This is a genomic window from Allobosea sp. GW823-FHT02B03, from assembly GCF_058797755.1.
On the sequence record NZ_JBXAJY010000006.1, the window covers coordinates 123,636 to 149,824 of the forward strand.

Below are 26,189 nucleotides of genomic sequence, written 5' to 3' on the forward strand. Positions count from 1 at the left end.
TGTCCGCCAGCCAAGAGCGACTGACGTCGTTGTTTGAGGAAGGCAGGGTCAAACCTGAGCGTCTGGCTTTAGGCGGAACTCCAAGGTCGGGAATTGGCACGAGGCGAGCGCGACAGCTTATGATAGAATAACCCGGATGCGGCCTCCCAAGAGGGGGATCTGCCATGGATATCCAAGCGCAAAACCAACTGCCTCATCAAGCGTGGAATCTCGGGCGCATCATCGGACCGAAACCACCTCTGAAGCCAAAGCATATCTGGGCGATACGCACGCGGCTTCAGCTTGAACTAACCGATTCCGCCCGCGAGGCGCTCACCGCGTGGCTCAGAAAAAGAAATCCTTGTGAAGAGGGTTGGCTCTTCCCGAGCCGTAGCCGGCCTGGCGATCACATCACAACGCGCCAGTACGGCCGTCTCCTCGACAATTGGGTTGCTCTGATCGGATTGGATCCAGCGCTCTACGGAACTCACAGTCTCCGCCGCACGAAGGTAGCGCTGATCTATAAACGGACTGGCAATCTGCGCGCCTGTCAGCTCCTCTTGGGCCATACAAAGCTGGAAAGCACCGTGCGGTATCTCGGCATCGAGGTTGACGATGCGCTTCTCCTTTCGGAGCAAACCGACCTCTGACCACGAGCACGGCGGGCATCCGCCGTGCCACTTTCGCCATTCAGCCAACGGCGTCATTGGGTCGAAACCGGTGATTAGGTGCTCGCCCGAAAGCTGACACTGGCGAGCTTGCCGCAAAGCGGACCTCGCCATGGTCTGAGCAGGGATGGCAAGCGGAAGTTCGCCCGAGCCAAGGCATTGAGGCGCTTTCGGGCGCCTCCGGCCTCGGCACCGTATCCCCTTGTGGGGTTACGAGACGCGCTTCAGTCCGGGCGGCTGCCAAGTCCCTTCGCCCGCTGGCAGGACCGAAGGCGGCGTTGTCTTCGGCCAGTAGAGCCGCATCACCAAGTAGATCGGCCCGTTCGGAGCAGGCAGCCAGTTGGCTTCCTTGTTGGCGCCCGGAGACTTGTTCTGGATGTAGAGCGTCAGCGATCCATCCGCGTTGGTCTTCATGGCGGGCAGCATGGGTGAGTTGATCAGATAACGGTTGAGCGGATTTTCGATCAAGAGTTGGGACTTGCCGTCATACATCGTCAGCGACCAGAACGAACTCACCGGCGGCAATTGTCCGGCCGGGAAGGTCAGCGTGTAGTTGTGCTTGCTGCCGTCGAGCGTCTGGCCATCGCTGTCGACGCGCGTGAACGGATAGGTCGCTTCCTCCGGATCATTCCCATAGATGCCGGCCTGCGCGGCGACGGCACGTTTCAACCAGTCGCCATTATAGTGGACGCTATCGCCGGGAAGACCGCTAAGCCGCCAGCCGTTGATCGCCTTGCCGACACTGGCGACGGCCTCGTCGACCTTCCGCTGGCCTTCCTTCATGCCAAGGCCGATCTCCAGCTTATGCTCCAGAGAGAGATTCTTGAAGTTGAAGGTCTTGCCGGGCCCAACGCCGATGCGTGCCAGCTTGGCGCGAATCTCCTTCTCGTTGTCCTGCGCCGGCGCGAATTGCAGCGCGAAGTCGAGATACTCGAAGAAGTTGGACTTCACGAGTTCCTTGTCGATCTTGGGGAAATCGATGGTTGGCGCAGCCGGCGGCGGCGTCTGCTTCAGATAGGCCGAGAGCATCTGCACCTTGTAGCCAGCCTGCACCTTCTTGACGTTGTCGAGATCATCCGGGCCGAAAAGCTGGGTGCGATAGCCCGCTAGGGCAAACTGTGTGCTCGAACGAAACACCTGCTTGATGCCCGCCGGGGTGTCACCCTTCCAGTCGGGCCCGACCACCATGTAATCGCCGGCCTCGCTCCCTGTGGCACGGGTACCGATATAGCCGTAATTGTAGGTATTGCCGTCGCAGAGCATGACCGAGTAGTAGCGCTTCGAATCGATCGCCGGCACCGAGAGCACCACCGGCTCCGCCCGCAAATCCATCCACACGAAGGAATAGGGCGTGTCGCTGTTCGGCGTGACGATTGCCGTATCTTTGTATGTAAAGACGTTAGGTTCATTCTTGATCTGATTGAATGGAGCCTTGAATTGCCCGGAACTGCGATCGATCGCATATTCATGCATGACGGCATAGTTCATCACGATAGGCAGGCCGTAGATGAACCCTGCCTCGGCGATGTCCTTGGCTTCAAACATGTTGGGCCATTCGGCTTTGTTCTGCGCAAATACCGGCGTGGACTTTGCCGTCGCTGCGGCGAATGCGGCCACCGCAGCGGAGCCAAGCAGATCGCGTTTCGTCAGCATCTGAACACTTCCTTCCGGTTCGCAACTTGTGGTTAAGCACGCGTAGGTCGCAGGTGACGCTACGCTATCTCGGTGATGAACGACAATGCCAGGAACGGTCGAACCAGCCCTGCTTGCATGTCCGCCCCTGGCCATTCGGCGAGCTTGGTGAATTCCGCCTCTGCGGCAAAGCAGCAATCCGGCAGCAAGACCACTCATTTGCGCCAACCTTGCGTCATTCCGCAGCGTCCAGTGCGCGGCTGATTTCCCGGTCGTCTCGGCCATATCCTGCACGGCCTGCTGGTATTCGTGCGTCGGAAAGTCAGGGATAGAATGCTCCAGCGGGGCAAGCCGCGGCAGAATTCGATCTCGACTGCTAGGCAGGCGATCAGCGCCGCAAGCAACCGAATACGAAATCGCGTGCGCCTGAGGGTCTACAAGCGCTCGATCTCGGCTGTTTCAAGTCCGTCGGCTACCGGTCGACTTCGGTCGTCCAGCTGCCGCGCTCCCAAAGTCCGCTTTCCGGCAAAGAGCCAGAGTCCGGTTGTGGCGCGTTGGGTCACTTTGGCTACTTGAGCTGACTATCCTTGCTGCCGCGCCGATTGATGCCCCCGCTGATGACCGAGCGCCGATCGAGGCCGGATTGGCAGGCGACGCAGGTCCGCGCACCGGGCATGGCCAAGCGGCGCGCTTCCGGAATTTCCTCACCACAGGCTTGGCAGTAGAGTTCCCCAGGGCCACTGGGCAGCTTGGCGCGTGCAAGCCTGACCGCATCGTTGATCGAGTCGTCGATCTGATCTTGAACCGCCCCGTCTGGGGCCCATCCGTTCGCCATAGCAGACTCCCTCTCTAATATTTCGAGATGGTGCGGGGCCAAGGCAGCTTCAATCATTGGGCAGCCGGCCCGCCGACGTTTACCGAAGCCGGCGTCTCTCGCCGGCGCGCATAACATAGTGGCTTCGTACGGCCTCGCTCTCTAAGCGCGACGCGTTGACGTAGGCGAGATCTATCTCGCCGCCCGGCCGGCGCGACCTGATCCCGGCCGGCGCCATGTTCCGGCAGATCGCGACCTCCTCCAGCGCCTCATTGAGGAAGCGCACCGGCGAGCCGAATGCGGCAGGAAGATCGAGCGCGGCGAGCGACCGGTCCAGCCGCACGACATGGTCCAGCACCAGCCACCTCCATTCCGCTGTCCCGTCGGGTCGAAACGCCGCGAGGACATGCTCCTTCACTATGGTCTCGATCTTGAGCGCGTCCACCGAGGATTCGGCCCCGCCGCCGGCGCCGGAACCGTCGACCTGGTCGCGCGTCGGATCGAAGCCGCGCACACCGCCCGCGCCGATGCGGTCGAACAGGCCGGAGAGCCATACCCCGGCTTGCAGGCAGTATTCGGTGATACCGCCAGCGCTCGCCTCGGCGTGAAGAGCTGAGGCGTCAGGGTTCCAGATGCGCTCCCCTCCACCCCGCAGTTTCTGCGTCATCGGCTGGAACTCCGGCCGAATGTCCAGGAGGTGCTGCAGCTCGCGGTGCAGCCCACGCGCCGGACCGCGCGACGCCCAGACGAGCGACAGATGTTTGTGGTCGATAGCCGGCGTCTGAAACGTCAGCTCCCGGGCAGTCTGCGCGGGGTAGCAGTCGAGCAGCCCAACTTAGCCCACGGATGAGGTTCGGAAGAACCTTTTTGGGAGCCGCCCTTTCAGGTCAGCGGTCGCACGGTTGCGCGCTGTCGGGCTGGACAGGTCTTAACGTGAGTTTCCATTCGTCAGCAAGCCACGGACAGCACTGGGCCGCACGCAGTCACACTCCATGGACCGAAGGACGCCATAGCGCGGCGCTTCGGACCATCGCGGCGCCGCACGGAGCGCCAGGCATGCGTCCGGGGCCGCAGATCGATGACATTCGCGAACTGCTCATCCGCTGGGCGACAGCATGGGCATCTCCGGTCGGCCTACCAGCGGGTCATCGCCTGGATGGAGAAGCGGTGGGTCGTAGCCCCCAGGCGCAGATCGCCGTCGTAGGTGCCGGCAACCTCGATCTGCGGGGTGACGAAGCCGGACAGGCTCGCGCCGATCACCGCTCCGTCTCGGGCCGCCTTCGGGCTTCGCGTCACGACGCTCGCACCCAGCAGGCCGGCCTGCAGAACCGCGACGTTGTCGGCGAACTCGTGTGACCAGTAGGCCTTGAGATCGAGGCGCAGCTTCGCGTCGCTGTCCAGGGGCGTCGATAGTCGTGCGCCGGCCAGGGAACGCGCGGAGATCTGGCTTTGACCGCGCAGGGTCAGGGCGAAAGCGCCGGCCTGGGTCTCGGTCAGGCCGCCCTGTCGGAAGTAGTTCAGGCTGATGCCGGCTTCAGGCGACAGGTCGAGGCCGACCAGGGAAGCGAGGCGATATCCGGCGATGACATTGCCGAAGAGGCCGTAGCCGCTCCCCTCGCCGTGCGCGACCCGCTGGACGTTGCCAAGCTGGATCGTCCTGCGAACTTCTGTCTTGCCATGGCTGGCGCCGACCGAGCCGCGCAGGGTCAGGTCGCCGAAAGCGGCGCGGCCATAAGTGGCCAGGCTGTAGCTGTCGAGCGTGGCGCGGCCCCCCGCATCGGCCTTCGGGTCTCCGTTCGTGCGCGAATATCCCAGAGCGGCGCCGATCGTCCCGGTCCGGAAGGCGGTCGTTTCTGCGCCGATCAATGCGCCGGCGAGGCCGAAGCTTGAGCCCGTTGCGTTGGCGTCGCCTCCCGCACGCCCGAAACTGTAGAGAGCCTGCCCCCAGAGCGCGCCGTCCCGGACCGGCTGCACGCCCCTGGACTCGGCCGGAGCGTTGCCAAGGCTGGCATAGCTCGCCGCTCCCAACCCACTCAACTGGCCGTATCGGGAGGACCAGCCGGCCGTCAGGCGCTGATCGAGTGCCGCGCTCACCGTCCGCTGGGCGCTCATCATCGCCATGCGGGCATCGGCATAGCTCTGCCCGGAGAGCGAGCTGAGCGCGCCGGGAAGTGTGCCTGACCCGGTCGTGTAGAGCGCGTCGAACACCTCCTGCCGGGCCGCATCGGGACGTGTGCCCGCGGCCGGCCGCACGGAGTCGAGCGCCCTTGCGACCGAGGCACCATTGCCGTTCAGGCCCGCGAGCGCGGCATAGGAGCCCGGCGTCACGACCAGCGACAGCCCGGTGGCGCTGTAGAGGGCGTCGAAGCGGGCATTCGCAGGCAGGCCATTAGCTGGCTGGTCCAGCCCGCTGAAGCTACCGCTCAGGCCTCCCTCGGCGACCAACACACGGAAGGCGGTTCCAGTCACAGGCACGAAACTGTTGCTCGCATCGCCGGCAATGCCGCGCAGCACGGGAGCGATCCGTCCATCCACGATGACATGTCCCGACGCGGTCTGTGCGACCAGGCGGGAATAGTTCCCCGTCCCATTGCCCGTGCCGGTTCCGTCGATATCGAGGACGAAGCGGTTCGTGCCGCCGAAACTCACCGGCCCCTTGACGAACAGCGTTCCCGGGGAATTGCCGGGCATGACCGTGCCGGCGCTGAACAGGCCGGCTTCGATCGAACCCGTGCCGCGCAAGGTGCCCAGCTGGCCGACGGAGACCGCGGAGGCAACCGAGCCGTTCAGGGCAAGCGTCCCCCCGACGACGGAGGTGCTGCCGGCATAGGTGTTGCGGCCGCTCAGTTCGAGCCGGCCTTCGCCGCGCTTGACCAGCCCGCCAGCTCCGGCGATGTCGTTGCCGAAAGTCGCCGAATGACCCTGCGTGTCGACGTCGAAGGTCTGGACGAACTGGCCGGGGCCGCGCACCGCCTTACCGACATTGAGCAGCCCCCAGCCGTAGACCTCGGGCGAGCCGAGATCGGTCGCGGTGGTGAGGATGGACTGGACCACTTGCGGCGCCGTCATGAACGGAAACGCTTCGCGGACGAGAGCCGCCGCGCCCGCCACATGCGGGGCGGCCATCGAGGTTCCACTCGACAAGTTATAGGGCCGGGTCGGAGAGCTTCCGTTGGCCGGGGTCACGGTCGAGAGGATGTCGACACCGGGGGCGGCGAGGCACCAGGCGGCCGCGATGCCGCAGAGATTGCTGAACGATGCGATCTTGCGATCGCGATCCACCGCGACGACGGCGATCGTGTAGGGCTGGAGATCCGAGTAGTTGAAGCCGCTCGCGCTGACTTCGTCGCCATTGCCGTCGAGGAAGACATAGAGATCCTTGCCGGCATTCTCCGGGCGGATCGCGGGATAGAAGGCCGCGCCCGTCGGATTTCGCGCGACTACCGGCTGGTCCTCGCGCTCGTTGCCGGCGGCGAAGACCATGACCATGTCCGCGGCGCCGGCCCGCCGAATGGCCGAGACTTCGCCAGAAGTGCCGTCGACGCGATAGGGCTGGATCGGAAAAACGCTGTAGTCCGAGTTGGGACTGCCGTCATCCAGCGTCGGGGAGGGATAGGAAGGGCCGTAGCTGCCGTTCAGGACCTTCGCGCCCTTCTCGCTGGCATAGCGGATGGCGGCGGCGACGTCACCGCCGCCCGGGACGATCGCGCGCAGGGCCAGAATCTCGGCATTGTAGGCGACGCCATGCATGCCGTTGCCGTCTCTTGCGGCGGCGATCGTCCCGGCGACGTGGGTCCCGTGCGATGTCCTGTCCCGGTCGAGGATGTCGTTCGGATCCGGCAGGTCGAAGCCGAAATTGCGTGATAGCGGCGAGAGCCTGCCGGCGAATTCCGAGTGCTCCGGCTCGATGCCGCTGTCGACCACCGCCACCAGCACGCCCTTGCCGCTGAGCCCGAGCGCATAGGCGTCGGCGGCATTGATCTGCGGCAGGCCGTAGTTCGCCTTGTATTCGGGCGTCACAAAATGCGCCGGAGCCTGCGTCATGACGGCTTGCGGCAGACTGCGAGCCGGGCGGCCGTGGAACGCATCCGGCAGCAGAGACAGATCGGATGCCGAAGCCATCGCCGGCAAGAGAGATGCGAGAAGCGTGGCCGCGGTCGTGTTGAGGAGGGCGGAACGAAGCACGGAACGGCGCGCGGCGATGGTCGGCATAGGCAAGTCTCGTCAACGTCGTCCAGCAGGCATGGACTGGCCGTTCGGCGAGTAACATGGAACGAAAGCCAAGGAGACGGCGGAGAGGCGACGCTGCGTCCCAATCATCCGGAAGGATGTACCAGGGGTCATTTGCAGGCCCCTTTACGTTATCGCAGCTCTCCTGTGGCTAGAAAAGCGCCGCGGATGCCAGGTAACGGGTTGCGCTGCGAGAGGATGGACGGGCTGGGCCATGAGCAGGGAAGGCGATCATGCGCGGCAGCTGTTCGGGAACTGGCGCGAGGCCATCGCGCCGATCTTCGATGTCCGGCCGCTCGCCGGCGACTGGGATGCCGGATTTCATGCCGAGCTCGACCGGCATCACCTGAGCACCGCGCTGGTCGGGCAGGTGGCGACGAGCGCTCAGCATTACGAACGTTCGGAAAGCCTGATCGGTGCGGTCGGCGTCGATCATCTGCTGATCCAGCGGTACGAGGCAGGCCATACGACGCTCGACCTGGATGGGCAGGAAGTCGATGCCGGCCCGGGCGACGTCGTGATTTTCGACCTGTCCCGTCCGGTGCGGTCGTATGCCACTGACATGCGGGCGGTCAGCCTGGTGTTGCCGCGCAGCCTGCTTGCGCTCGACGCCGGTGGTCTGGACCGCGTGCATGGTACCGTTCTTGCCGGGGCGAGCCCGCTCGGCTCGTTGGCGGGCGACCATTTACGCGGCCTGCTGAAGGCGGCGCCCACGCTGGAAGCGACGGCAACCCCCGATATTGCAAGGGCAAGTGGGCAATTGCTCTCGGCCTGCCTATCGCCAGCGCTGCTGCGCGACCGCGAAGCCCCTGCAACGCTGACGGCGAGCGTGGCGATGATCTGCCGCTTCATCGATCGCCGGATCGGCGATCCCGCCCTGGACGCTCGAATGCTCTGCAGTGCATTCGGCCTGTCGCGCTCGGCGCTTTACCGTCTCTTCGCCCCGATCGGCGGCATTTCGGACTATATTCGTCAGCGCCGATTGGCGCGAGCCCGCCTGGCACTCAATGCTTCGGCGCGCGGAAGGGGCGGCATCGGGAAGATCGCGCGCCAGTTCGGCTTTTCGAGCGACGATGCCTTCTCGCGCGCCTTCAAGGCTCAGTTCGGCATCGCGCCGCGCGACGCCGCGCATCTGCACCCGTCGCCATCGCTCGAAGCGGGTGATGGCAGTCTGGCGAACTGGCTTCGGCACTTGGCCTGACTGTCGGCTTTCGGCTGGAGCCCCAGAGTCCGCTATTGGCGCTTGGCAGTGGTTGGCTCCGCCTAGTCTCAGCAAGCTGCGACAGGGTGGAAGCCGAAGATGCGGTGGATCGATCCGACTGCCGATTTTGGCGTATAGGCCCCGGAAACGCCGCCGAGTGTGGGTGAGCTGACCGAGATGTCCCATTCGAAGCCCTGACCGAACACCTGGACCCGGTGGCGCATCTGCCTCGTCTCGGGATTGGCTACGACGATGCTGCGCGTGCGGTCGAAGCCGATCCCGGCAATTGCGAGGGCCGCATGCACATTCACATTGCGCGGAAACCGGGTGCAGGCTTCCCGCGTCGAGCCCTCGAAGAGCACGCCCTGGGCACCGGCGTCAGAGCCCAGGCTCGCCCCGTTCTTCGTCGTGGTCACGATCACCTGGTCGATCGCATCACGGCCGTCGCTGAGCCCATCGAGCGCGAGAACCGCTCCATGCGGGATCAGGAGGCGGGTCCCGGCAGCCGCGGCGGCCCGCCTGACGGCGGTCTCGATCGACTCATCGGCCAGCGCCGACGAGCTGAAGGCACAGAGATCGCCCTTCGCGAGCAGCTCCGCGCCGAGCCGGGCGACGACATCGGGATGCGCCGCCTCGATGACCAGCTCCGTGGAGGCGGCGAGCGCGCGCCGGACATCGGTGGTGAGGTGTTCGCGCAGACGCGTCGCGTCAGCAGGCGGCACGAAGCGCTCGTCGACCAGCACGTAGTCCACTGCGGCGAGATTTTGGGCGACGATGGTGTCGAAGATCGCCTGTCCGATGACGCCGGCTCCGATGATGCCGACTCGCTGGTAGTTCATCCGCCTCTTCCCTGTCCCGGATCCAACGGAGCGGCGTGGCGAGCGCCGCTCCGATTCTAGCGATTAACGATAATAATGCCAAGCATGGGGCGCTCGCAGCGGGCGCTTCCTCGGCAGGCGCGCTACGCTTTCGGCGTGAGGCTGTCGACGAGGAGATCGCCCGTCGCGAGAACATGCTTCCGCAGGAGGTCGCAGGCCCGCTCGACATCGCGCATCTCGCAGAGCGTCAGAATGTTGCGATGCTCGGCCTGGGACTGCTCGAGGTGATGCGTCTGCTCCCAAGTGTAGCGAAGATAGCGCTCGAAGTTCATCCGTAGCGTCTCGATCATCTCCAGGGTCCGCGGCCGCCTGGCCGGCGCGTAGAGGATCTGGTGGAAGCGGCCGTTCAGCAGGATCTTGGCGTCGACAGCCGTGGCAGTGTCGAGCTCGTCCAGCACCTTGGCGGCGCCGACGAAGTCCACGCGGACCATGTTGGGGATCGCCCAGCGCAGCGCCTGGCATTCCAGCAGCGCACGAAGCTGGCTGATCTCCCAGGCTTCGTCGCGGCTCATGACGGCGACAGCGACACCTCGGCGCGGCTCGGCCGTGAGGAAGCCCTCGCCGACGAGCTGCTTGAAGGCCTCGCGAACGATCATCTGGCTCACGCCGAACTGCGTGGCGATCGCGTCCTGCCGCAGCCGCTCGCCACCCGACAGTCGATTGCGGAGGATTGCGGCGCGCAAATCGTCGGCGACGACCGCCGCGGCCGACCGGTTGTCCCGGCGCGGTGCCGGATCAACGATGTTCACATGGTCCAAATGACGTCCGCCCTGTGCGAGATTAGCGATTTGAAGGCGTCAACGAGTCACCTTTGAGTGAGCCACCTTCAGAAGTCAATCGGCGCAAGAAGGATGGTTCGCCCTGACCTCCCCAATCTCAAACCGGACTCATCCGGGAGTTGACGATCCGAATTTTAGCGATTATCGCTAATTTATTCCAGCCTGAATGGGAACGGATTTCCAATGCTTCGCTTGTCAGATTTCGACGCCGTCACCTTCGACGTCTACGGCACCCTGATCGACTGGGAGCCGTCGATCGTGGCCTTCCTTCAGGCCTGGGCGCAGGAGCAGCGCGTCACCGCGACCGGTGACGAGCTGATCATGTCCTTCGATCGGGCTCGCGCCGCGATCCAGAAGGAGCGCCCGGCTCATCTCTATCCCGAGGTGCTGTGCCGCTGCTTCGACAGGATCTCGGCCGATTACGGCGTCGCGGTCGATCCCGCCCGGCGCGAGGCCTTCTCGCGGACTCCGCACGTCTGGCCGGCCTACGCTGACACCGAGGCCGGACTGAAGGCGTTGCAGGCGCGCGCCAGGATCGGCGCGCTGTCGAACATCGACAACGCTTCGCTCACTTCATCCTGCGCCAAGATGAACATCCGCTTCGACATCGTCGTCACGGCCGAGCGCGTCGGCGCCTACAAGCCCAGCGACGAGCACTTCGCCACGGCACTCGCCGATCTCGACGCAGCCGGGATCCCGCGGCAGCGCGTCCTCCATGTCGGCCAGAGCCTTCGCGCCGACATCACGCCCGCCAACAGGCTGGGATTGAAATCAGCCTGGATCAACCGGCCGGACCGCCTGCTCGGACTGTCCGGCGAAGGTGCGGCCGAGGCCAGGCCGGACCTGACGGTATCGAGCCTCGCAGAGCTGCTCGAAGCCATCGCCTGAAGCTTGCGATCAACCGACAACAATAAAGGAGCGGGACATGAAGGGCAGGATCTTGGGGCTGGCCGCCATCGGCGTCAGCCTGACACTGGGAGTGGCGTCGGCGGCGCGAGCGCAAGCGAGCGATGCCGTGATCGACCGGATCAAGGCGAAGAAGTCGATCTCGATCGGCTATCGAGAAGCTTCGATCCCGTTCTCCTATATCGACGCGCAGGGGAAGCCGACCGGCTATTCGACCGATCTCTGCGTCCGGGTCGCGGCGACCGTGAAAACGGCGCTCGGCCTGGCGGATCTCGAGATCAAATGGGTGCCGGTCAATCTGCAGAACCGCATCCCGCTGGTCGCCAACGGCACCGTCGACATCTCCTGCGAGTCGGCGGTCAACACGATCGGGCGCCAGGCCCAGGTCGATTTCTCGAGCCCCTTCTTCGTCTCCTCGACGCGGCTCCTGGTGAAGTCGAAGTCCGGCGTCGCCGAACTCGCCGACCTCAAGGGCAAGTCGATCGCCCTGCCGATCAACTCGGTCCCCGAGCGCCTGATCAAATCCATCATCGAGCGCGACAAGCTGAACATCCGGATCGTGCCGGTGCGGGACAATTCGGAGGGCTTCCTTGCCCTGTCGACCGATCGCGTCGACGCGTTCTCGACCGACGACATCCTGCTGTTCGGGCTGCGCAGCAAGGCAGCGTCGCCGGCCAACTACGAGGTCGTCGGCAAGCCGCTCTCCTACGACAGCTACGGCTTCCTCGTTCAGAAGAACAGCACGGTCTTCCTGTCGCTGGTGAATGCGACACTCGCCCGGCTGGCGCGCGAAGGCGAGCTTCAGCAGGTCTACCAGACCTGGTTCGAGCCACTGGGCGTGCCGCTCTCGGCGCCGCTGGCGACGACCTTCCAGATCATCGGGATTCCCGAGTGAGGCGGATCGGAAGCTTCGGGGGCAGGTCGGGGAAGAGCACGCCATGAACTATGCATGGAACTGGGGCGTCCTCGTCCAGTCCCCCTATCTGGAGTGGCTCGGCCAGGGCATCGCCATGACGCTGGCGGTCTCGATCGCCGCCTGGATCATAGCGCTCGGCCTGGGGACGCTGATCGGCATCGTCCACAGCGGCGCCTCCGGCATGGTGCGCTTCGCCACCGGCTCGTACATGAATCTGTTCCGGAACGTGCCGCTGCTCCTGCAGATGTTCCTCTGGTTCTTCGTCGTGCCCGAGCTGCTGCCGAAGGCCGCCGGGACATGGCTGAAGCGGGATCTGCCCCATCCCGAAGTCGTGACGGCGATCGTGGCGCTGGGATTGTTCACAGCTTCGCGCGTCGCGGTCCAGGTCGCCGCCGGCATCGCCTCCGTGCCCCGCGGCCAGTCGATGGCGGCGCGCGCCTCGGGGTTCTCCACGGTACAGGCCTATCGGCTCGTCCTGCTGCCGCAGGCCTTCAGGATCGTCGTTCCGCCGCTGACCTCAGAGTTCCTGACGATCTTCAAGAACTCCTCGATCGCGCTGACCATCGGCGTCTACGAGCTGACGGCGCAGACCCAGCAGATCCAGAGCTTCACCTATCAGGGCTTCGAGGCCTTCACCGCCGCGACCGTCGTCTACATGACGATCGCCCTGATGGTGACGACGCTGATGGCGATCATCGAGCGCAAGACCTCGATCCCCGGCCCGACAGCGAGGGGATGAGCAATGTCCGGCTTCGACGTCTCCGTCATTCTGGGCGCTCTGCCCTTCCTGGCAAAGGGGCTCGGCCTCAGCCTCGGGCTGACCGCCATCGCCATGATCGGCGGCCTGGCACTCGGCTTGGTCATCGCCATCGTCCGCCTCTCGCGCTTCCGCGTCCTGGCGACGCTCGCCGCGCTCTATGTGAATGGCTTCCGGGCCGTCCCGCTGATCCTCGTGATCTTCTGGTTCTATTTCCTGGTGCCGCTCCTGCTCGGCCGGCCGGTCGGCGCGCTCTACTCGGTGCTGATCGCCTTCGTCATGTTCGAGGGGGCCTATTATTCCGAGATCATCCGGGCCGGCCTGAAGAGCGTCCGGCCGGGGCAATGGCAGGCCGCGCAGGCCTCCGGCATGAGCTATCTCCAGGCGATCCGCCTGGTGGTGTTGCCGCAGGCGCTACGCAAGATGGCGCCGCTGATGGTCACGCAGGGCGTCGTGCTCTTCCAGGATACGTCGCTGGTCTATGTCGTGTCCCTGCACGACTTCATGACCTCGGCCAGCATCGTCGCGAACACCCAGAACCGCATCGTCGAGCTCTATGTGTTCGCCGCGCTCGTCTACTTCGCCCTCTGCACCGCGGGCAGCACCCTGGCGCAGCGCCTGAGCAGCGACCGGCAGCGTGCGCATTAGCGCCGCCGGTAATCCCCTCCCCTGCAACCCGCGGGACAGCGTGAACGACATGGTCGAGATGATACGGATCGAAGGATTGTCCAAGAGCTATGGCGACGTCCCGGTTCTGCGCGACTGCAGCCTCGAGGTGGCGCGCGGTGAGGTCGTGGTGATCTGCGGGCCCTCGGGCTCCGGCAAGAGCACCTTCGTCAAATGTATCAACGGCATCGAGCTGGTGCAGGCCGGACGCATCGCGATCGATGGCGAGGATCTGCCCTCGAAGCCGGCCGCCGCCGCGCGGATACGCGCCCGGGTCGGCATGGTGTTCCAGCATTTCGAGCTCTACCCGCATCTCACCGTGCTGGAGAACATCTGCCTGGCGCAGATCCACGTGCTTAAGCGCAGCCGCGACGAGGCGCATGAGAAGGCGCGCGGCTTGCTCCGCCGCGTCGGCCTCGCCGACAAGGAGGCCGCCTACCCGTCGCAGCTCTCGGGCGGTCAGCAGCAGCGCATCGCCATCGTCCGGGCGCTGGCCATGGACCCGGTCGCCATGCTCTTCGACGAGCCGACCTCCGCCCTGGATCCCGAGATGATCGGCGAGGTGCTGGCGGTGATGCTGGAACTCGCCCGCGAGGGCATGACCATGGTCGTCGTTACCCATGAGATGGGCTTCGCCAAGGCGGCGGCCGACCGGGTCGTCTTCATGGACCAAGGCGAGATCGTCGAGGTCGCCGAAACCGCGCGCTTCTTCGCCGAGCCGGCCTCGGAACGCGCCCGCCTCTTCCTCTCGCGTATCCTGGCCCACTGACATGACCGACATGCCCCTGCCGAGCCCCGACGACGTCCTCGACGCCGCCCGCGTCCTGCAGCCCGTCGCGGTCCGCACGCCGCTGCTGCGCTCGCCCGCGCTCGACCGGCTGACCGGCGGCGAGATCCTGTTGAAATGCGAGAATCTGCAGCGCTCCGGTGCCTTCAAATTCCGCGGCGCCTACAACCGGCTGCACCGTCTCGACCGCGCGGCCTTCCCGGGTGGCGTCGTCGCCTATTCCACCGGCAACCACGGCCAGGCGATAGCGACGGTCGGCCGCATGCTCGACATCCGCGCCACCATCGTCATGCCGAGCGACGCGCCCGCCAACAAGATCGCCAAGGTGCGCGAGAACGAAGGCGAGGTCGTGCTCTACGAACGCGGCAAGCAATCGCGCGAGGAGATCGCGGCGCAGATCGCCGCGCACTCGCCGGTCGCGGTCGTGCCGCCGGGTGACGATCCCTTCGTCATCGCCGGCCAGGGCACCGCCTTGCTCGAAGCCGCCGCGCAGGCCGAGGGCGCGGTCGATCTCGTCGTCGTGCCTTGCGGCGGCGGCGGGCTCGCGGCCGGGACCGGCCTCGCCATGGAGGCCGTCGCCAGCCGGGCCGAACTTTGGGCGGCTGAGCCCGAGGGCTTCGACGACACCAGGCGCTCGCTCGAAAGCGGTCGGCGCGAGGTCAACGAACGTCTCTCTGGCTCGCTCTGCGACGCGCTGCTGGCGCCGACCCCGGCCGAACTGCCCTTCGCCTTCAATCGCCACAAACTGTCTCGGGTGCTGACGGCCTCGGATGAGGAGGTACTCGCAGCCATCCGCTTCGCCTTCGAGCATCTGCGCCTCGTTCTTGAACCCGGCGGAGCGGTCGCGCTCGCGGCGCTGCTGGCGCGGCCCGAAGCGTTGCGCCGGCGGCGCGCCGTGGTGCTGCTCTCGGGCGGCAATGTCGAGCCGGACGTATTCCGCAGAGCACTCGAGCCACGCTGAGCGCCGCTCGGCCTCACCGACCGAACACCAAGCCTCGCTCATCAACCCGTCAACAGGAAACGCCATGTCTTCGCTCGCCAACAAATTCTTAGCCCTCTCGACCGACAACGCGCCTGGACAGGAGGTGCGGCGCTCGGATGCCGACATCCGGGCCCTGATGATCGGAGAGGCGCTGCCCGGCCGTGCGGTCGACTTCTCGCATGGCGACGTCGACGCCTTCCCGCCGCCGCCGGACGCCATGGAGCGTTTCGCAAAGGCGGTGCAGATCGGCGGGCGCCAAGCCTACACCGAGTATCGCGGCTCGGCGGATATTCGTGCGGAACTGGCCGCCAAGCTCGAAGCCTTCACCGGGGCGCCGGTCTCGACCGATGCTGGCATCATCGTCACACCGGGCACGCAGGGCGCGCTGTTCCTGGCGCTGGCCGCGACCGTCGCCGCAGGCGACAAGGTCGCGATCGTCCAGCCGGACTATTTCGCCAATCGGAAGCTGGTACAATTCTTCGGCGGCGAGGTCATGCCGATCGCGATGGACTATCTCGGCGGCGGCGAAGGGGCGGGCCTCGACCTGTCGGCGCTGGAAGCGGCCTTCGCGGCGGGCGCGAAGGTCTTCGTCTTCTCCAACCCCAACAACCCGACCGGCGCGGTCTACTCGCCGCACGAGATCGGGCGGATCACGGGCCTGGCGAAGCATTACGGCGCCATGGTCGTCGCCGACCAGCTCTACTCCCGCCTGCGCTATGCTGGCGAAAGCTATACGCATATCCGCGCCAGCGGCCTTCCCGACGAGCAGTGCGTGACGATCATGGGGCCGTCCAAAACCGAGTCACTGAGCGGCTACCGCCTCGGCGTCGCCTTCGGCGCGCCGGCGATCGTCGACCGAATGGAGAAGCTGCAAGCGATCGTCTCGCTCAGGGCTGCCGGCTACAACCAGGCGGTGCTACGGTCGTGGTTCGCCGAGCCTGCAGGCTGGATGGAGCAGCGGGTCAGCGACCATCACCGCATCCGCGACGATCTGCTGGCGATCTTCGCCGAGGCCGGCTTCCCGACACGGTGCCCGCAGGCCGGCAGCTACGTCTTCCCGACGCTGCCAGCGCTGCGCGTCGCGCCGCTCGATTTCGTTCGGCTGCTTCGCCAGCAGGCGAACGTGATCGTGACACCGGGAACGGAGTTCGGCCCGCATCCGCATAGCATCCGCCTGAACTATTCGCAGGACCGGGGCGCAGCACTGGATGCCGCCCAACGGATCGTCACGATGGTTGAACGATACAAGGTCTAGATGAACATGCGGTGCGAGCGCCGCAGGCTACGACCGCTTCAAGGGGCAACGCCGCACCGTCAATGCGTGCCCCTGAATGTCCGCTTCCGGGTAATCGCCTAGAGTCGGCTCCTGGCGCGAACCGAACTCATGGGTCACTAAATCCCAGCTACCGCTTCGCTTCGAAATTTCGGCCGAGCGGTAGCTGGGAGAGAGAAGCGAGCGCTTATTTTTTTGCTACGACGGTCTTGTTGAAGGCCTCGATGATGGCCGCGCGATTGGCGTTGATCTTGTTCCAGTCCGGCAGGGCGAGGCTCTTGATCGAGCCATCGACGCCCCAGGGCATGCGCTGCTTGGCATTGTCGGAAAGCTCGACGCCGCTGGTCGCGGGGCCGACATAGATCCGCTCCGCCATGCATTTCGCGGGCCCCGTGCCGACGGCATAGTTCGCGAACTTCTCGGCGGTGGCCAGCTTCTTGCCGTTGGCCACGAGGTGCAGGCGGATGTCGCCGCCGATGGCGCCCTCCTTCGGCACGACGAAACCGATCGGCAGCTTCTGGTCGCGCATCGCGTAGGCCGAGCTGGCGTAATGCGCGCCGACGATGACCTCGCCGCTCTGGAAGAGGTTGGTGCCCGCGCCCGCAGTGTCGAAATAGGCCGAGACCTTGAGCTGCTTCAGCCGCTCGAAAGCGGGGGTAACGTTGTCGACGCTGCCGCCTGCGAGACCTGCGAGATGCACGATGAACGGCACGCCCATCGCGTTGGACGGGCTCGGGAAGGTCACGGCGCCGGCGAATTCCGGCTTCCACAGGTCGAGCCAGGAGACGGGCGCCTGCTTGATGTCACGCGTGTTGTAGGCCAGCCCCAGCGAATAGAAGCCGGTGCTCAGCGCGAAGATCTTGCCGTCCGCGCCCTTGTAGACGCCCTCCGGGATCATGCCCGAGACAGCCGGAACCTTCGCGGGATCGATCGGCGCGAGCAATCCGTCGGCCGCCGTGATTTCGGAAACGCCGCCGTCGATCCAGACCGCGTCGAGCGTCGGCGCGTCCTTCTGCTGGCGCAGCTTGTTCAGCGTGACGCCGGACACGCCCGGCTCAGGCACGACGCGGATGCCGGTCTCCTTGGTGAACGGGTCGATGATGCAGGCCTGCATCGCCGCGCCCCATTCGCCGCCATAGGTCGCGACGGTGATCGACTCCTGGGCCTGCGAGATCGCCGGCGTGCCTGCGAGCACCGCCAGAAGCCCTGCGCCGGCGAGCAGCTTGCGCTTGAGGATTGGCATGAGATGTCCTTCCAATTTTTAATATTTCCCCTGACCCGCTATTGAGGCAGCGGCGGGCGCGCGCCATCAAATTGAAATCGGGAGCACTGAGATAACTTTTGGCTATGAACATCCGACAACTTGAAGCGTTCAAGACTATCATGGAGCTCGGCAGCTTCACTCGCGCTGCCGAAAAGCTCGGCCTGTCGCAGCCAGCGGTCAGCAAGATGATCTTCCTGTTGGAGCGGCGCTGCGGCTTCTCCCTCTTCCATCGGCAGAAGAACGGCGTCGTGCCGACGGCCGAGGGCCAGATGCTGCATGCCGAGGTCGAGCGGGTGTTCCTCAGCGTCGATTCGGTTGCCGCCCGGGCGCGCGCCATCCGCGACTTCGACTATGGCGAGATCAATCTCGTCTCCTATCCTTCGCTCGGCACCCGCGTCCTTCCGCCGGTGCTGGCCGGCTTCCTGAGCAACAAGCCCGGCCTGCGCATCGAGATGTCGAGCCGCAACTCCTGGCTGCTGGTCGAAGCTGTCGCGACGCAGGGTTTCGATGTCGGCTTCGGCATGTTCGCACCGGACCGCGCGGGTGTCCGCTTCGACAAGCTCTGCTCGATGAGGGCGGTGTGCGTGATGGCGCCAAACCATCCTCTCGCCTCGCGCGAGGTCATCCATGCCTCGGATCTCCATGGCGAACGCTTTGTCGGTATGGTCGACGAGGATCGCGCCCAGCTCCAGATCGACCAGGTCTTCGCGGAGACGCGATCGGAACGCAACATCGTCATCAAGGTCCAACTCACCGAGGCCTGCTGTTCCTTCGCCGCCTCGGGGGTTGGGGTCTCGATCGTCGATCCGTTCAGCACCGAGGGCTTCCACAGCGACCAGCTGGTCGTGCGTCCGTTTCGCCCCGTGGTGGACTTCAACATCTGGGTGATCACGCCGAGTTTCCGCGAGCCGTCGCTGGGCACAAAGGCCCTGATCGAACACGCCCGCGGCAGCCTTGTCGACAAGCTGGCGAGCATGGCCCGGGCGATCGGCGACGAGGCCTGACCGGGCGCATAGCGGAGTGTTTCGCAAGGTCATATCTGCAGGTTATCGCTGACGCGACAGAAGCGATTTGACCCTCGCCGGCTGCTTCCGCCTCTATAACTGGCGAAAGAACGACCCATCGCGCCGCCGGCACAGCCGCCGCGCCGAGGTCGATCCAAAGAGGGTCAGATGACTGCCATCACCGTGCTCACACCGACCGGAACGCTGGGATACGGCTTCGGCGACGAAGCCCTGGCACGCGGCATGTCGCTCAAGCCGGCGGTGATCGCGGTCGATGCCGGCTCGACGGATCCCGGCCCTCATTACCTCGGCTCGGGCAAGCCGCTCGTCTCCGATGTCAGCATCAAGCGTGAGCTCACCGCCCTGATCAAGGCCGGGCGCGAGGCCGGCATCCCGGTCATCGTCGGCAGCGTCGGCGGCGCGGGCTCGGGCGTGCAGGTCGACCGGACGGCGGCGCTCGTCCGCCAGATCGCCAGCGAGACCGGGCTCAAGCTCAAGCTCGCCACCATCCGCTCCGACATTCCCGTCGAGCGGGCCAAGCGCGCCGTCGCCGCAAATGAGGTCGTGGACTTCGAATCCGGCCACGAGCTGACGCAGGAGGCGCTCGACCAGACCGTGACGCTCGTCGCCCAGATGGGTCACGAGCCGATCTGCGAGGCGCTCGAAGCGGGCGCCGATGTCATCATCGCCGGCCGTGCCTGCGACGACTCGGTGATCGCCGCCTTCCCGATCTGGAAGGGGGCCGATCCGGCGCTCGCCATCCACATGGGCAAGATCCTCGAATGCGGCGCCTTTTCGGCCGAGCCCTTCGCGATGGACGTGATGCTAGGCACCGTGCACGAGGACAGCTTCGTCCTCGAGCCCGGCAGCAGCAAGCGGCGTGCCTCGGTGAAATCGGTCTCGGCCCATTCGCTGTACGAGCGCGAAAATCCGTTTAAGCAGGGCGGGCCGGGCCACGAGATCGATCTGACGGGCTGCTCCTTCGAGCAGCTCGGCGATCGGCAGGTCCGCGTTCGGGGCGCCAAGCTGACCGAGACCGAGGACTACTACGTCAAGCTCGAGGGCGCGCGGCTTGCCGGCTATCGCTCGATCTCGATCGCCGGCATTCGCTGCCCCACGACTATCGCAGCGCTCGACAGTATCCTGGAGCAGCTCGAGGCCAAGGCGCTCGCCTATTTCGCGCCGGAGCCGATCTCGGTTCGCTTCCACGTCTATGGCCGCGACGGCGTCATGAAGGAGCTGGAGCAGGACAAGGGCCTGCAGCGCGAGGTGGGGCTCGTGATCGAGGTAACGGCCGCGTCGCAGGAAATGGCCCATGCCGCCTGCCACCAGATCAGCGGGGCCATGCTGCACCATCACTACGAGGGCATCATCAATCCCTCGGGCAATCTCGCCTTCCCCTATTCGCCCTCCGATCTCGACGTCGGCCCCGTCTACGAGTTCAGTGCGTATCACCTGATGAAGGTGAATTCGCCGACCGAACTCTTCCCCATCACCCTCGAGGATCTCTGAGATGGCCGCCCGTCACCTGCGCGAGATCGCGGACATCGTCCGCAGCAAGAATGCCGGCCCCTACCGGATCACCTTCGACATCCTGTGCAAGGAGAAGAAGAACTACGAGCTGATCCGCTCGTCCGGCGCGATCACGCCCGAGTCGGTCGCGAAGGCCTACGGGCTTTCGGTCTCGGAGATCTCGTCCTTCTTCGAGATCGACATGGCCAACGCCATCAAGATCACCATCAAGCGGCCCCGCGCCCAGGGCTCCTCCGGCGAAGGCGACATGTATGGCTGCCAGCAGCACGTGCCGCTGATGAACATGTCCATCCCAGTCTCCTGACGACACAGAGCAACGGCCCGGACATCCCATGAACAGCGGCTATATCAGGGTCGAACACCTCCGGAAGCGCTACGGTGACCACGTCGTGCTGAACGACATCTCGCTGGATGTCGCCGAAGGCGAGTTCCTGGCTTTGCTCGGTCCCAGCGGCTGCGGCAAGACAACCTTGCTGCGGGCCATCGCCGGCTTCGTCGAGTTCAGCGAGGGCGACATCCTGATCGACGGCCGCTCGATGAAGCGGCTGCCGCCCAACCGCCGGCCGGTCAATACCGTCTTCCAGAACTACGCGTTGTTCCCGCATCTGACCGTCGCGCAGAACGTCGCGTTCGGCCCGCGCCGCGCCGGCAGGCCGGCCCGCTTGGTGACCTCGATCGTCGAGGAATGCCTCGCGACCGTGGGCATGGCACAGTTCGCCGAGCGCTTTCCCTCGCAGTTGTCAGGTGGCCAGCAGCAGCGCGTCGCCCTGGCGCGGGCCATCGCCAACCGGCCCAAGGTGCTGCTGCTCGACGAGCCGCTGGGAGCCCTCGATCTCAAGCTGCGCAAGCAGATGCAGATCGAGCTCAAGGCCCTGCAGCAGAAGCTCGGCATCACCTTCATCTTCGTCACCCACGATCAGGAGGAGGCCCTGGTCATGGCCGACCGGATCGCAGTGATGGATGCCGGCCGCATCGCCCAGATCGGCTCGGGCCGCGACATCTATCACGCCCCGACCGAGCGCTATGTCGCCGACTTCATCGGCGACGCCAATCTGCTCGAGGCCACGGTCGCCAAGGATGGCTCCCTCGTCGTCGGCACGCTGTCGATCCAGGCCAGCCATCAGTCCGCTCCCGATGCCGCGGTGACCTATCTGCTGCGACCGGAGGCGGTTTCCGTGCGGCGCGGGCCGGAGGTTCCTGAGGACCATGTGTCCGTCGCCGCCCGGGTCAAGGACATCGTCTTCGCCGGCGGCATCCTCAGGATTTACGCGACCGCGGCCGACGGCCGCGAGATCGTCGCACAGCAGACCGCGCTTTCCGGCGAGGCCCCGATCGGCGTCGGCGACGAGGTGGTGCTCGCTTGGCATCGCGACACCGGCCGGGTGCTGACCCGATGAGCGCCCCGGCCAGTCGCATAGCGCGGGAGGCCGCGCGATGAGGATCCGCAACCTCTGGGCCGCGGTGCTGCTGGGCGTGCCGCTCGCCTTCATGGCGGCATTCTTCCTTGTGCCGTTCTTCGTGGTCGTGGTGGCGAGCTTCCAGACCAAGGAAGGCGCGTGGAGCCTGGCGAACTATGCCCGCATCCTCGGAGACAGCTACTATCCGGGCATCCTCTACGCGACCTTCAAGCTGTCGCTGCTGGCGACGCTGGTCTCCTTCCTGATCGGCTATCCGATCGCATATTACATCGTGAACGTGGCGCAGAGCCGCGCCATTCGGCGCATCTGCTACATCCTCGTGATCATGCCGCTGTTCACCAGCAACATCGTCCGCTCCTTCGGCTGGATGATCCTGCTCGGCCGGCAGGGGCTCGTGAACACAACGCTGATGGCGCTCGGCTTGACCGACCGGCCGGTCCCGATCCTATTCACCGAGCTCAGCATCATCATCGGTCTCACCTACATCCTGGTGCCGTTCATGGTCCTGACCATCGCCGGCGTGCTCCAGACCATCGACAAGTCCCTGGTCGAGGCCTCGCTCGACCTCGGTGCGAGCCGCTTCGTCACCTTCGCCAAGGTCACGTTCCCGCTCAGCCTGCCGGGCGTGGTCGCCGGCTCGCTGATCGTCTTCACCCTGGCGGTGAGCGCCTATGTGGTGCCGAGCATCATGAGCGGCGGTCGCACCGTGGTGATGGCGATGTCGATCTTCGAGCAATACGGCTCGCTCTTCGACTTCAACTTCGGCGCCGCACTCGCGGTCGGGCTGCTGGTCGTCACGCTCGTCCTTATCGCATTGTATCTCTTCTTCATCGAGCGGCAGCCCGCGGGCCGCCAGGCGGTGCGCTGATGATGACGTTTCCAGAACGTCTCGGCCGTTGGGCGCTGCTGGCCTCGGTCTGGGCCGGCCTCGCCTTCCTGACGCTGCCGCTCGCCATCATCGTCGCGGTGTCCTTTACCGAGACGGAGTACCTGACATTCCCGCCGGTCGGCTTCACCTGGCGCTGGTACCAGCAGTTTCTCGCCGACACCTCGTATCTGGAGTCGATCGGGCTCAGCGCCTCGATCGCCTTCGGCTCGACCGCCATCGCAATCCTGATCGGCATCCCGACCGCGCTCGCCATCACGCGCAGCGCTCTGCCCGGCATGAAGATCGTCAACACGATCTTCCTCGCGCCTCTGATCCTACCGACCATCGTGATCGGCGCCGCCCTGCTTCAATATGCCAGCATGGTGGGTTTCGCCCGGAGCTATACGGCGCTGCTGGTCGGCCATGTCGTGATCGTCGTGCCCTATATCCTGCGCACGGTGCTGGCCTCGCTCGCCCGCTTCGACCAGACGCTGGAAGAAGCGAGCCTCGATCTCGGCGCCTCCGCCTTCTCGACCTTCTTCCTGGTGACACTGCCGATCATAAAGCCCGGGCTGGTCGCGGGCGCCCTGTTCGCCTTGATCATCTCCTGGATCAATGTCGAACTCAGCATCTTCAACGCCACGGCGTCGCTGATGCCGATCCCCGTGAAGCTCTTCAACTATGTCCAGTACGCCATCGACCCGATGGTCGCTGCGATCTCGGCTGCGACGATCTATGTCGCGATCGTAGCGGTAGTCCTGCTCGACATCTTCGTCGGAATAGACCGGGTCGCGACACCCTCGAAATAGGCGGCGGAAGCCGCACCCCTTCCCCTACGACAAGCGAGCCGTCATGGAAACGCATGCCCGAACTACGCCTGAAGGAGCCCTGTCCGACCTCAAGGTGCTCGAACTCGGCTCGATGCTGGCCGGCCCGTTCGTCGGCTCGATGCTGGGCGATTTCGGCGCCCGCGTCATCAAGGTCGAGAAGCCCGGCAAGCCCGACGCGCTGCGCGAATGGCCGCCGCACAAGGACGACGTCGCGCTCTGGTGGAAGACGATGGCGCGCAACAAGCACGTCATCACGCTCGACATCTCGCGCCCCGAGGCACGCGACCTCGCGCTGAAACTGATCGGCGAGAGCGACATCGTGATCGAGAACTTCCGGCCGGGCACGCTGGAACGCTGGGGTTTCGATCCCGCAGAGCTCTCGAAGCAGTTCCCGAGGATCGTCTGGGTCCGGGTCAGCGGCTGGGGCCAGACCGGCCCCAATCGCGAACAGGGCGGATATGCCACGATCGCGGAGGCCTTCTCGGGCCTCGCCTCCTTCACCGGCCATGCCGACAAGGGACCGACCGTCTCGGCCTTTCCGATGGGCGACTATCTCGCCGGAATCTTCGGCGCCTTCGGCGCTCTGGCGGCGATCCATCGGCGCGAGAGCACCGGTCGCGGCCAGGTCGTCGATGTTGCGCTCTATGAGCCGCTGCTGCGCATCATCGAGTCCGTCATCGTCCGCTACGACCAGACCGGTCAGAAGAAGCCCTTGCTCGGCAACCAGATGGAGGAGGACGTTCCGCGCAACGTCTATGCTACCGCCGATGGCGGCGCGATCGCGATCAGCTGCGGCTCGCAGCGCATCTACGAAGGCCTCGTCAACGCGATGGGACGGCCTGACCTCAAGGCCGATCCCCGTTTTGCGACGATGGCGGCCCGCGTCGAGCATCGCGACGTGATCGACGGCGAGGTCGCGGCCTGGCTCAAGACCCAGCCGACGGCGCTCGCCCTCGACAAGCTCGTCGCCAACAAGGTCGTGGCGGGCAAGATCAACGACATCGCCGACGTGCTTGGCGACGCCCATGTCGCAGCGCGCCAAGCCGTGCGGACGCTCGTCGACGAGACGCTCGGCCCGATGCGCATGCCCGCTCCCGTGCCGCAGCTGAGCGAGACGCCCGGCAAAATACGCTGGGCGGGTCGCGATCCCGGCGCATCGAACGACGAGGTCTTCGGCAACTGGCTCGGGCTCTCCCCGGGCGAGATCGAAGAGCTGCGGCGCAACCACATCATCTGAGGCGGTCATGACAAGCAGCATCGGAATCTCCGGCTACGGCCACGCAGCCTATGAGAAGCGGACCACGCGTTCGCTGTTCTCGTTTCTCGCCGAGGCCGGGCGCAAGGCGCTCGACTCCGCTGGCCTGACCTTCGCCGATGTCGACGGGCTGGCGATCTGCTCGTTCGAGCTGCCGCCGGACAACACCGTCACGGCGGCCGAGCAGCTCGGCATCTCGGTCTCCTGGGCCTATCTCGGCACCGCCGGCAGCGCCGGCCCCGTCGCCAGCATCATCAATGCCAAGCACGCGATCGAAAGCGGCCAGGCCACCACCGTGCTCTGCATCGCCGGCGACAACTACGATGTCGGCGGCCATTTCAAGCTGATGGACAATTTCAGCCGCGGCCTGCGCAATTACGGCACGCCGCTCGGCTTCGGCGGCGCCAACGGCCTGTTCGGCATCATCCAGCGCAAGCATATGGAGACCTACGGCACGCGGCGCGAGGATCTGGGCCGAATCTCGGTCGACCAGCGCCGCAGCGCCCAGCGCAACGAACAGGCCCTGCTGCGCGGGCCGATGACGATCGACGACTACATGAACGCGCGCGTCATCGCCGATCCGATCTGCCTCTACGACTGCGTGCTGCCCTGCGCCGGCGCCGAGGCGGTGGTCGTCACCACGCTCGACCGGGCTCCGGCGGGCAAGGCCGTGCGCATCCTGTCGGGCTTCGAGCGCCACAACCATCCGCCGATGGAGATCGCCCCGCTGCGCGGCGGCTGGGAGACCTTCGCCGGCAAGCTCTACGACAAGGCAGGCTTCGGGCCGAAGGACATGGACTTCGTCCAGCTCTACGACGACTACCCGATCATGGTCGCGATCCAGCTCGAAGATCTCGGCTTCTGCAAGAAGGGCGAGGTCAGCGCATTCCTTGCCGCCAACAGCTTCTCATGGGACGGCAGCCTGCCGCTCAACACCGGCGGCGGCCAGCTCTCCATCGGCCAGGCGGGCATCGCCGGCGGCCTGCTCAGCGTCACCGAGGCGGTGCGGCAATTGCGCGGCGAGGCCGGCGACCGCCAGGTCGCCAATGCCAGGCGCGGCCTCGTCGCCGGTTACGGCATGGTCGGGTACGGCCATGGGCTTTCCGCCAGCAGCATCGTTCTGGAGTCCGTTCAATGAGCGCCGAGATTGCCTATCCGCAGCCTCACGAAGACGAGGACAACGCCCCTTTCCTGGCCGGCTGGCGCGAGGGCAAGCTGCTGCTCCAGCAGAGCCGCGACGGCGGTCCGCTATTCTTCTATCCCCGCCCGATTTGCCCCTATACCGGGTCCGCCGACCTGATCTGGACGGAAGTGTCCGGCCGCGGGCAGATCGTCTCGTTCTCGCTGATCACCCGGCCCAACCACCCCTCCTTCAATGAAGAGGTGCCGATCATTCTCGCCGAGATCGCGCTGGACGAAGGCGCGAGCCTGCTCGGGCGCATCATCGGAGCCGATGCGACGACGATCAGGACTGGGGCCAGACTCGAATTGCTGCCGCCCGACGAGGCGCGTCGCTACCCGCTGCCGGCCTTCCGCCTCGCGGCCTGAA

Annotated in this window: 25 protein-coding genes; 18 read left to right on the forward strand and 7 right to left on the reverse strand. The window is 65.6% G+C overall.

Translation table 11 applies throughout. The features are described 5' to 3' along the window. Positions 1–164 precede the first annotated feature (164 nt). Entirely contained in the window at positions 165–629 is a 465-nt protein-coding gene (locus tag AC1REK_RS20800) for a tyrosine-type recombinase/integrase (protein WP_492270572.1), read from the forward strand. A 228-nt stretch (positions 630–857) separates the two neighbouring features. Here the strand turns inward: AC1REK_RS20800 and AC1REK_RS20805 are convergent, their stop codons facing one another. The 4 genes from AC1REK_RS20805 to AC1REK_RS20820 form a co-directional block, all read right to left on the reverse strand. Beyond that, positions 858–2,300: a DUF1254 domain-containing protein gene (locus AC1REK_RS20805; protein WP_492270573.1), complete on the reverse strand. Its 1,443-nt coding sequence runs from the start codon at positions 2,298–2,300 to the stop codon at positions 858–860. Positions 2,301–2,847: 547 nt separating this feature from the next. Next, the gene (locus AC1REK_RS20810) at positions 2,848–3,114 is read right to left on the reverse strand and encodes a DksA/TraR family C4-type zinc finger protein (RefSeq protein ID WP_492270574.1); all 267 of its coding nucleotides are present in this window, start codon (positions 3,112–3,114) and stop codon (positions 2,848–2,850) included. A gap of 79 nt (positions 3,115–3,193) precedes the next feature. Next, entirely contained in the window at positions 3,194–3,760 is a 567-nt protein-coding gene (locus tag AC1REK_RS20815) for a hypothetical protein (protein WP_492270575.1), read from the reverse strand. Between the two features lie 467 nt (positions 3,761–4,227). After that, on the reverse strand, positions 4,228–7,137 hold the full coding sequence (locus AC1REK_RS20820) for a S8 family serine peptidase (protein ID WP_492270576.1): 2,910 nt from the start codon (positions 7,135–7,137) through the stop codon (positions 4,228–4,230). A gap of 400 nt (positions 7,138–7,537) precedes the next feature. Here AC1REK_RS20820 and AC1REK_RS20825 point away from each other — a divergent pair, with 400 nt between their 5' ends. Next, complete coding sequence (locus AC1REK_RS20825; RefSeq protein ID WP_492270577.1) at positions 7,538–8,524, forward strand: AraC-like ligand-binding domain-containing protein; 987 nt, start codon at positions 7,538–7,540, stop codon at positions 8,522–8,524. A 68-nt stretch (positions 8,525–8,592) separates the two neighbouring features. On the opposite strand, the gene AC1REK_RS20830 is transcribed toward AC1REK_RS20825, so the two are convergent. Beyond that, positions 8,593–9,363: an aspartate dehydrogenase domain-containing protein gene (locus AC1REK_RS20830; protein ID WP_492270578.1), complete on the reverse strand. Its 771-nt coding sequence runs from the start codon at positions 9,361–9,363 to the stop codon at positions 8,593–8,595. Positions 9,364–9,485: 122 nt separating this feature from the next. Then, positions 9,486–10,151: a GntR family transcriptional regulator gene (locus tag AC1REK_RS20835; protein WP_492270579.1), complete on the reverse strand. Its 666-nt coding sequence runs from the start codon at positions 10,149–10,151 to the stop codon at positions 9,486–9,488. Positions 10,152–10,364: 213 nt separating this feature from the next. Here AC1REK_RS20835 and AC1REK_RS20840 point away from each other — a divergent pair, with 213 nt between their 5' ends. The 7 genes from AC1REK_RS20840 (at position 10,365) to AC1REK_RS20870 (ending at position 16,450) form a co-directional block, all read left to right on the forward strand. Further along, on the forward strand, positions 10,365–11,069 hold the full coding sequence (locus AC1REK_RS20840) for an HAD-IA family hydrolase (protein ID WP_066474715.1): 705 nt from the start codon (positions 10,365–10,367) through the stop codon (positions 11,067–11,069). Between the two features lie 37 nt (positions 11,070–11,106). After that, positions 11,107–11,982 carry an amino acid ABC transporter substrate-binding protein gene (locus AC1REK_RS20845; protein WP_492270580.1) on the forward strand — a complete coding sequence of 292 codons (876 nt, stop codon included), beginning with the start codon at positions 11,107–11,109 and terminating at the stop codon, positions 11,980–11,982. A 43-nt stretch (positions 11,983–12,025) separates the two neighbouring features. Continuing rightward, the gene (locus tag AC1REK_RS20850) at positions 12,026–12,742 is read left to right on the forward strand and encodes an amino acid ABC transporter permease (RefSeq protein ID WP_492270581.1); all 717 of its coding nucleotides are present in this window, start codon (positions 12,026–12,028) and stop codon (positions 12,740–12,742) included. 3 nt (positions 12,743–12,745) lie between these two features. Next, a complete protein-coding gene (locus AC1REK_RS20855) occupies positions 12,746–13,408 on the forward strand; it encodes an amino acid ABC transporter permease (protein WP_066474708.1) in 663 nt (220 codons plus the stop codon). A 58-nt stretch (positions 13,409–13,466) separates the two neighbouring features. Then, entirely contained in the window at positions 13,467–14,195 is a 729-nt protein-coding gene (locus tag AC1REK_RS20860) for an amino acid ABC transporter ATP-binding protein (protein WP_492270582.1), read from the forward strand. A 1-nt stretch (position 14,196) separates the two neighbouring features. Further along, positions 14,197–15,174, forward strand: a complete 978-nt coding sequence (locus AC1REK_RS20865; RefSeq protein WP_066474705.1) for a threonine/serine dehydratase family protein — start codon at positions 14,197–14,199, stop codon at positions 15,172–15,174. A 64-nt stretch (positions 15,175–15,238) separates the two neighbouring features. Beyond that, the gene (locus AC1REK_RS20870; protein WP_492270583.1) at positions 15,239–16,450 is read left to right on the forward strand and encodes a pyridoxal phosphate-dependent aminotransferase; all 1,212 of its coding nucleotides are present in this window, start codon (positions 15,239–15,241) and stop codon (positions 16,448–16,450) included. Between the two features lie 205 nt (positions 16,451–16,655). On the opposite strand, the gene AC1REK_RS20875 is transcribed toward AC1REK_RS20870, so the two are convergent. Next, positions 16,656–17,711 carry an ABC transporter substrate-binding protein gene (locus AC1REK_RS20875; RefSeq protein WP_492270584.1) on the reverse strand — a complete coding sequence of 352 codons (1,056 nt, stop codon included), beginning with the start codon at positions 17,709–17,711 and terminating at the stop codon, positions 16,656–16,658. A gap of 104 nt (positions 17,712–17,815) precedes the next feature. Here AC1REK_RS20875 and AC1REK_RS20880 point away from each other — a divergent pair, with 104 nt between their 5' ends. The 9 genes from AC1REK_RS20880 to AC1REK_RS20920 all read left to right on the forward strand — a co-directional run bounded on the left by AC1REK_RS20880 (position 17,816) and on the right by AC1REK_RS20920 (position 26,188). Beyond that, positions 17,816–18,736, forward strand: coding sequence for a LysR family transcriptional regulator (locus AC1REK_RS20880; RefSeq protein ID WP_492270585.1), 921 nt, complete (start codon positions 17,816–17,818; stop codon positions 18,734–18,736). A gap of 168 nt (positions 18,737–18,904) precedes the next feature. After that, positions 18,905–20,248, forward strand: a complete 1,344-nt coding sequence (locus AC1REK_RS20885; RefSeq protein ID WP_492270586.1) for an acyclic terpene utilization AtuA family protein — start codon at positions 18,905–18,907, stop codon at positions 20,246–20,248. Position 20,249: 1 nt separating this feature from the next. Further along, positions 20,250–20,573 carry a DUF4387 domain-containing protein gene (locus AC1REK_RS20890; RefSeq protein WP_492270587.1) on the forward strand — a complete coding sequence of 108 codons (324 nt, stop codon included), beginning with the start codon at positions 20,250–20,252 and terminating at the stop codon, positions 20,571–20,573. Positions 20,574–20,601: 28 nt separating this feature from the next. Continuing rightward, positions 20,602–21,666 (forward strand): ABC transporter ATP-binding protein, encoded by a 1,065-nt coding sequence (locus tag AC1REK_RS20895; protein WP_492270588.1) that lies wholly within the window; start codon positions 20,602–20,604, stop codon positions 21,664–21,666. Between the two features lie 37 nt (positions 21,667–21,703). Continuing rightward, positions 21,704–22,555, forward strand: coding sequence for an ABC transporter permease (locus AC1REK_RS20900; RefSeq protein ID WP_492270589.1), 852 nt, complete (start codon positions 21,704–21,706; stop codon positions 22,553–22,555). Then, positions 22,555–23,364, forward strand: a complete 810-nt coding sequence (locus AC1REK_RS20905) for an ABC transporter permease (RefSeq protein WP_485176052.1) — start codon at positions 22,555–22,557, stop codon at positions 23,362–23,364. The genes AC1REK_RS20900 and AC1REK_RS20905 overlap by 1 nt, the downstream gene beginning before the upstream one ends. A gap of 43 nt (positions 23,365–23,407) precedes the next feature. Further along, the gene (locus AC1REK_RS20910; RefSeq protein WP_492270590.1) at positions 23,408–24,622 is read left to right on the forward strand and encodes a CaiB/BaiF CoA transferase family protein; all 1,215 of its coding nucleotides are present in this window, start codon (positions 23,408–23,410) and stop codon (positions 24,620–24,622) included. Between the two features lie 7 nt (positions 24,623–24,629). Further along, the gene (locus AC1REK_RS20915) at positions 24,630–25,778 is read left to right on the forward strand and encodes a thiolase family protein (protein WP_492270591.1); all 1,149 of its coding nucleotides are present in this window, start codon (positions 24,630–24,632) and stop codon (positions 25,776–25,778) included. Beyond that, positions 25,775–26,188 carry a Zn-ribbon domain-containing OB-fold protein gene (locus AC1REK_RS20920; protein WP_485176049.1) on the forward strand — a complete coding sequence of 138 codons (414 nt, stop codon included), beginning with the start codon at positions 25,775–25,777 and terminating at the stop codon, positions 26,186–26,188. Before AC1REK_RS20915 ends, AC1REK_RS20920 begins: the two co-directional genes overlap by 4 nt. The last annotated feature ends 1 nt before the right edge of the window (position 26,189 follow it).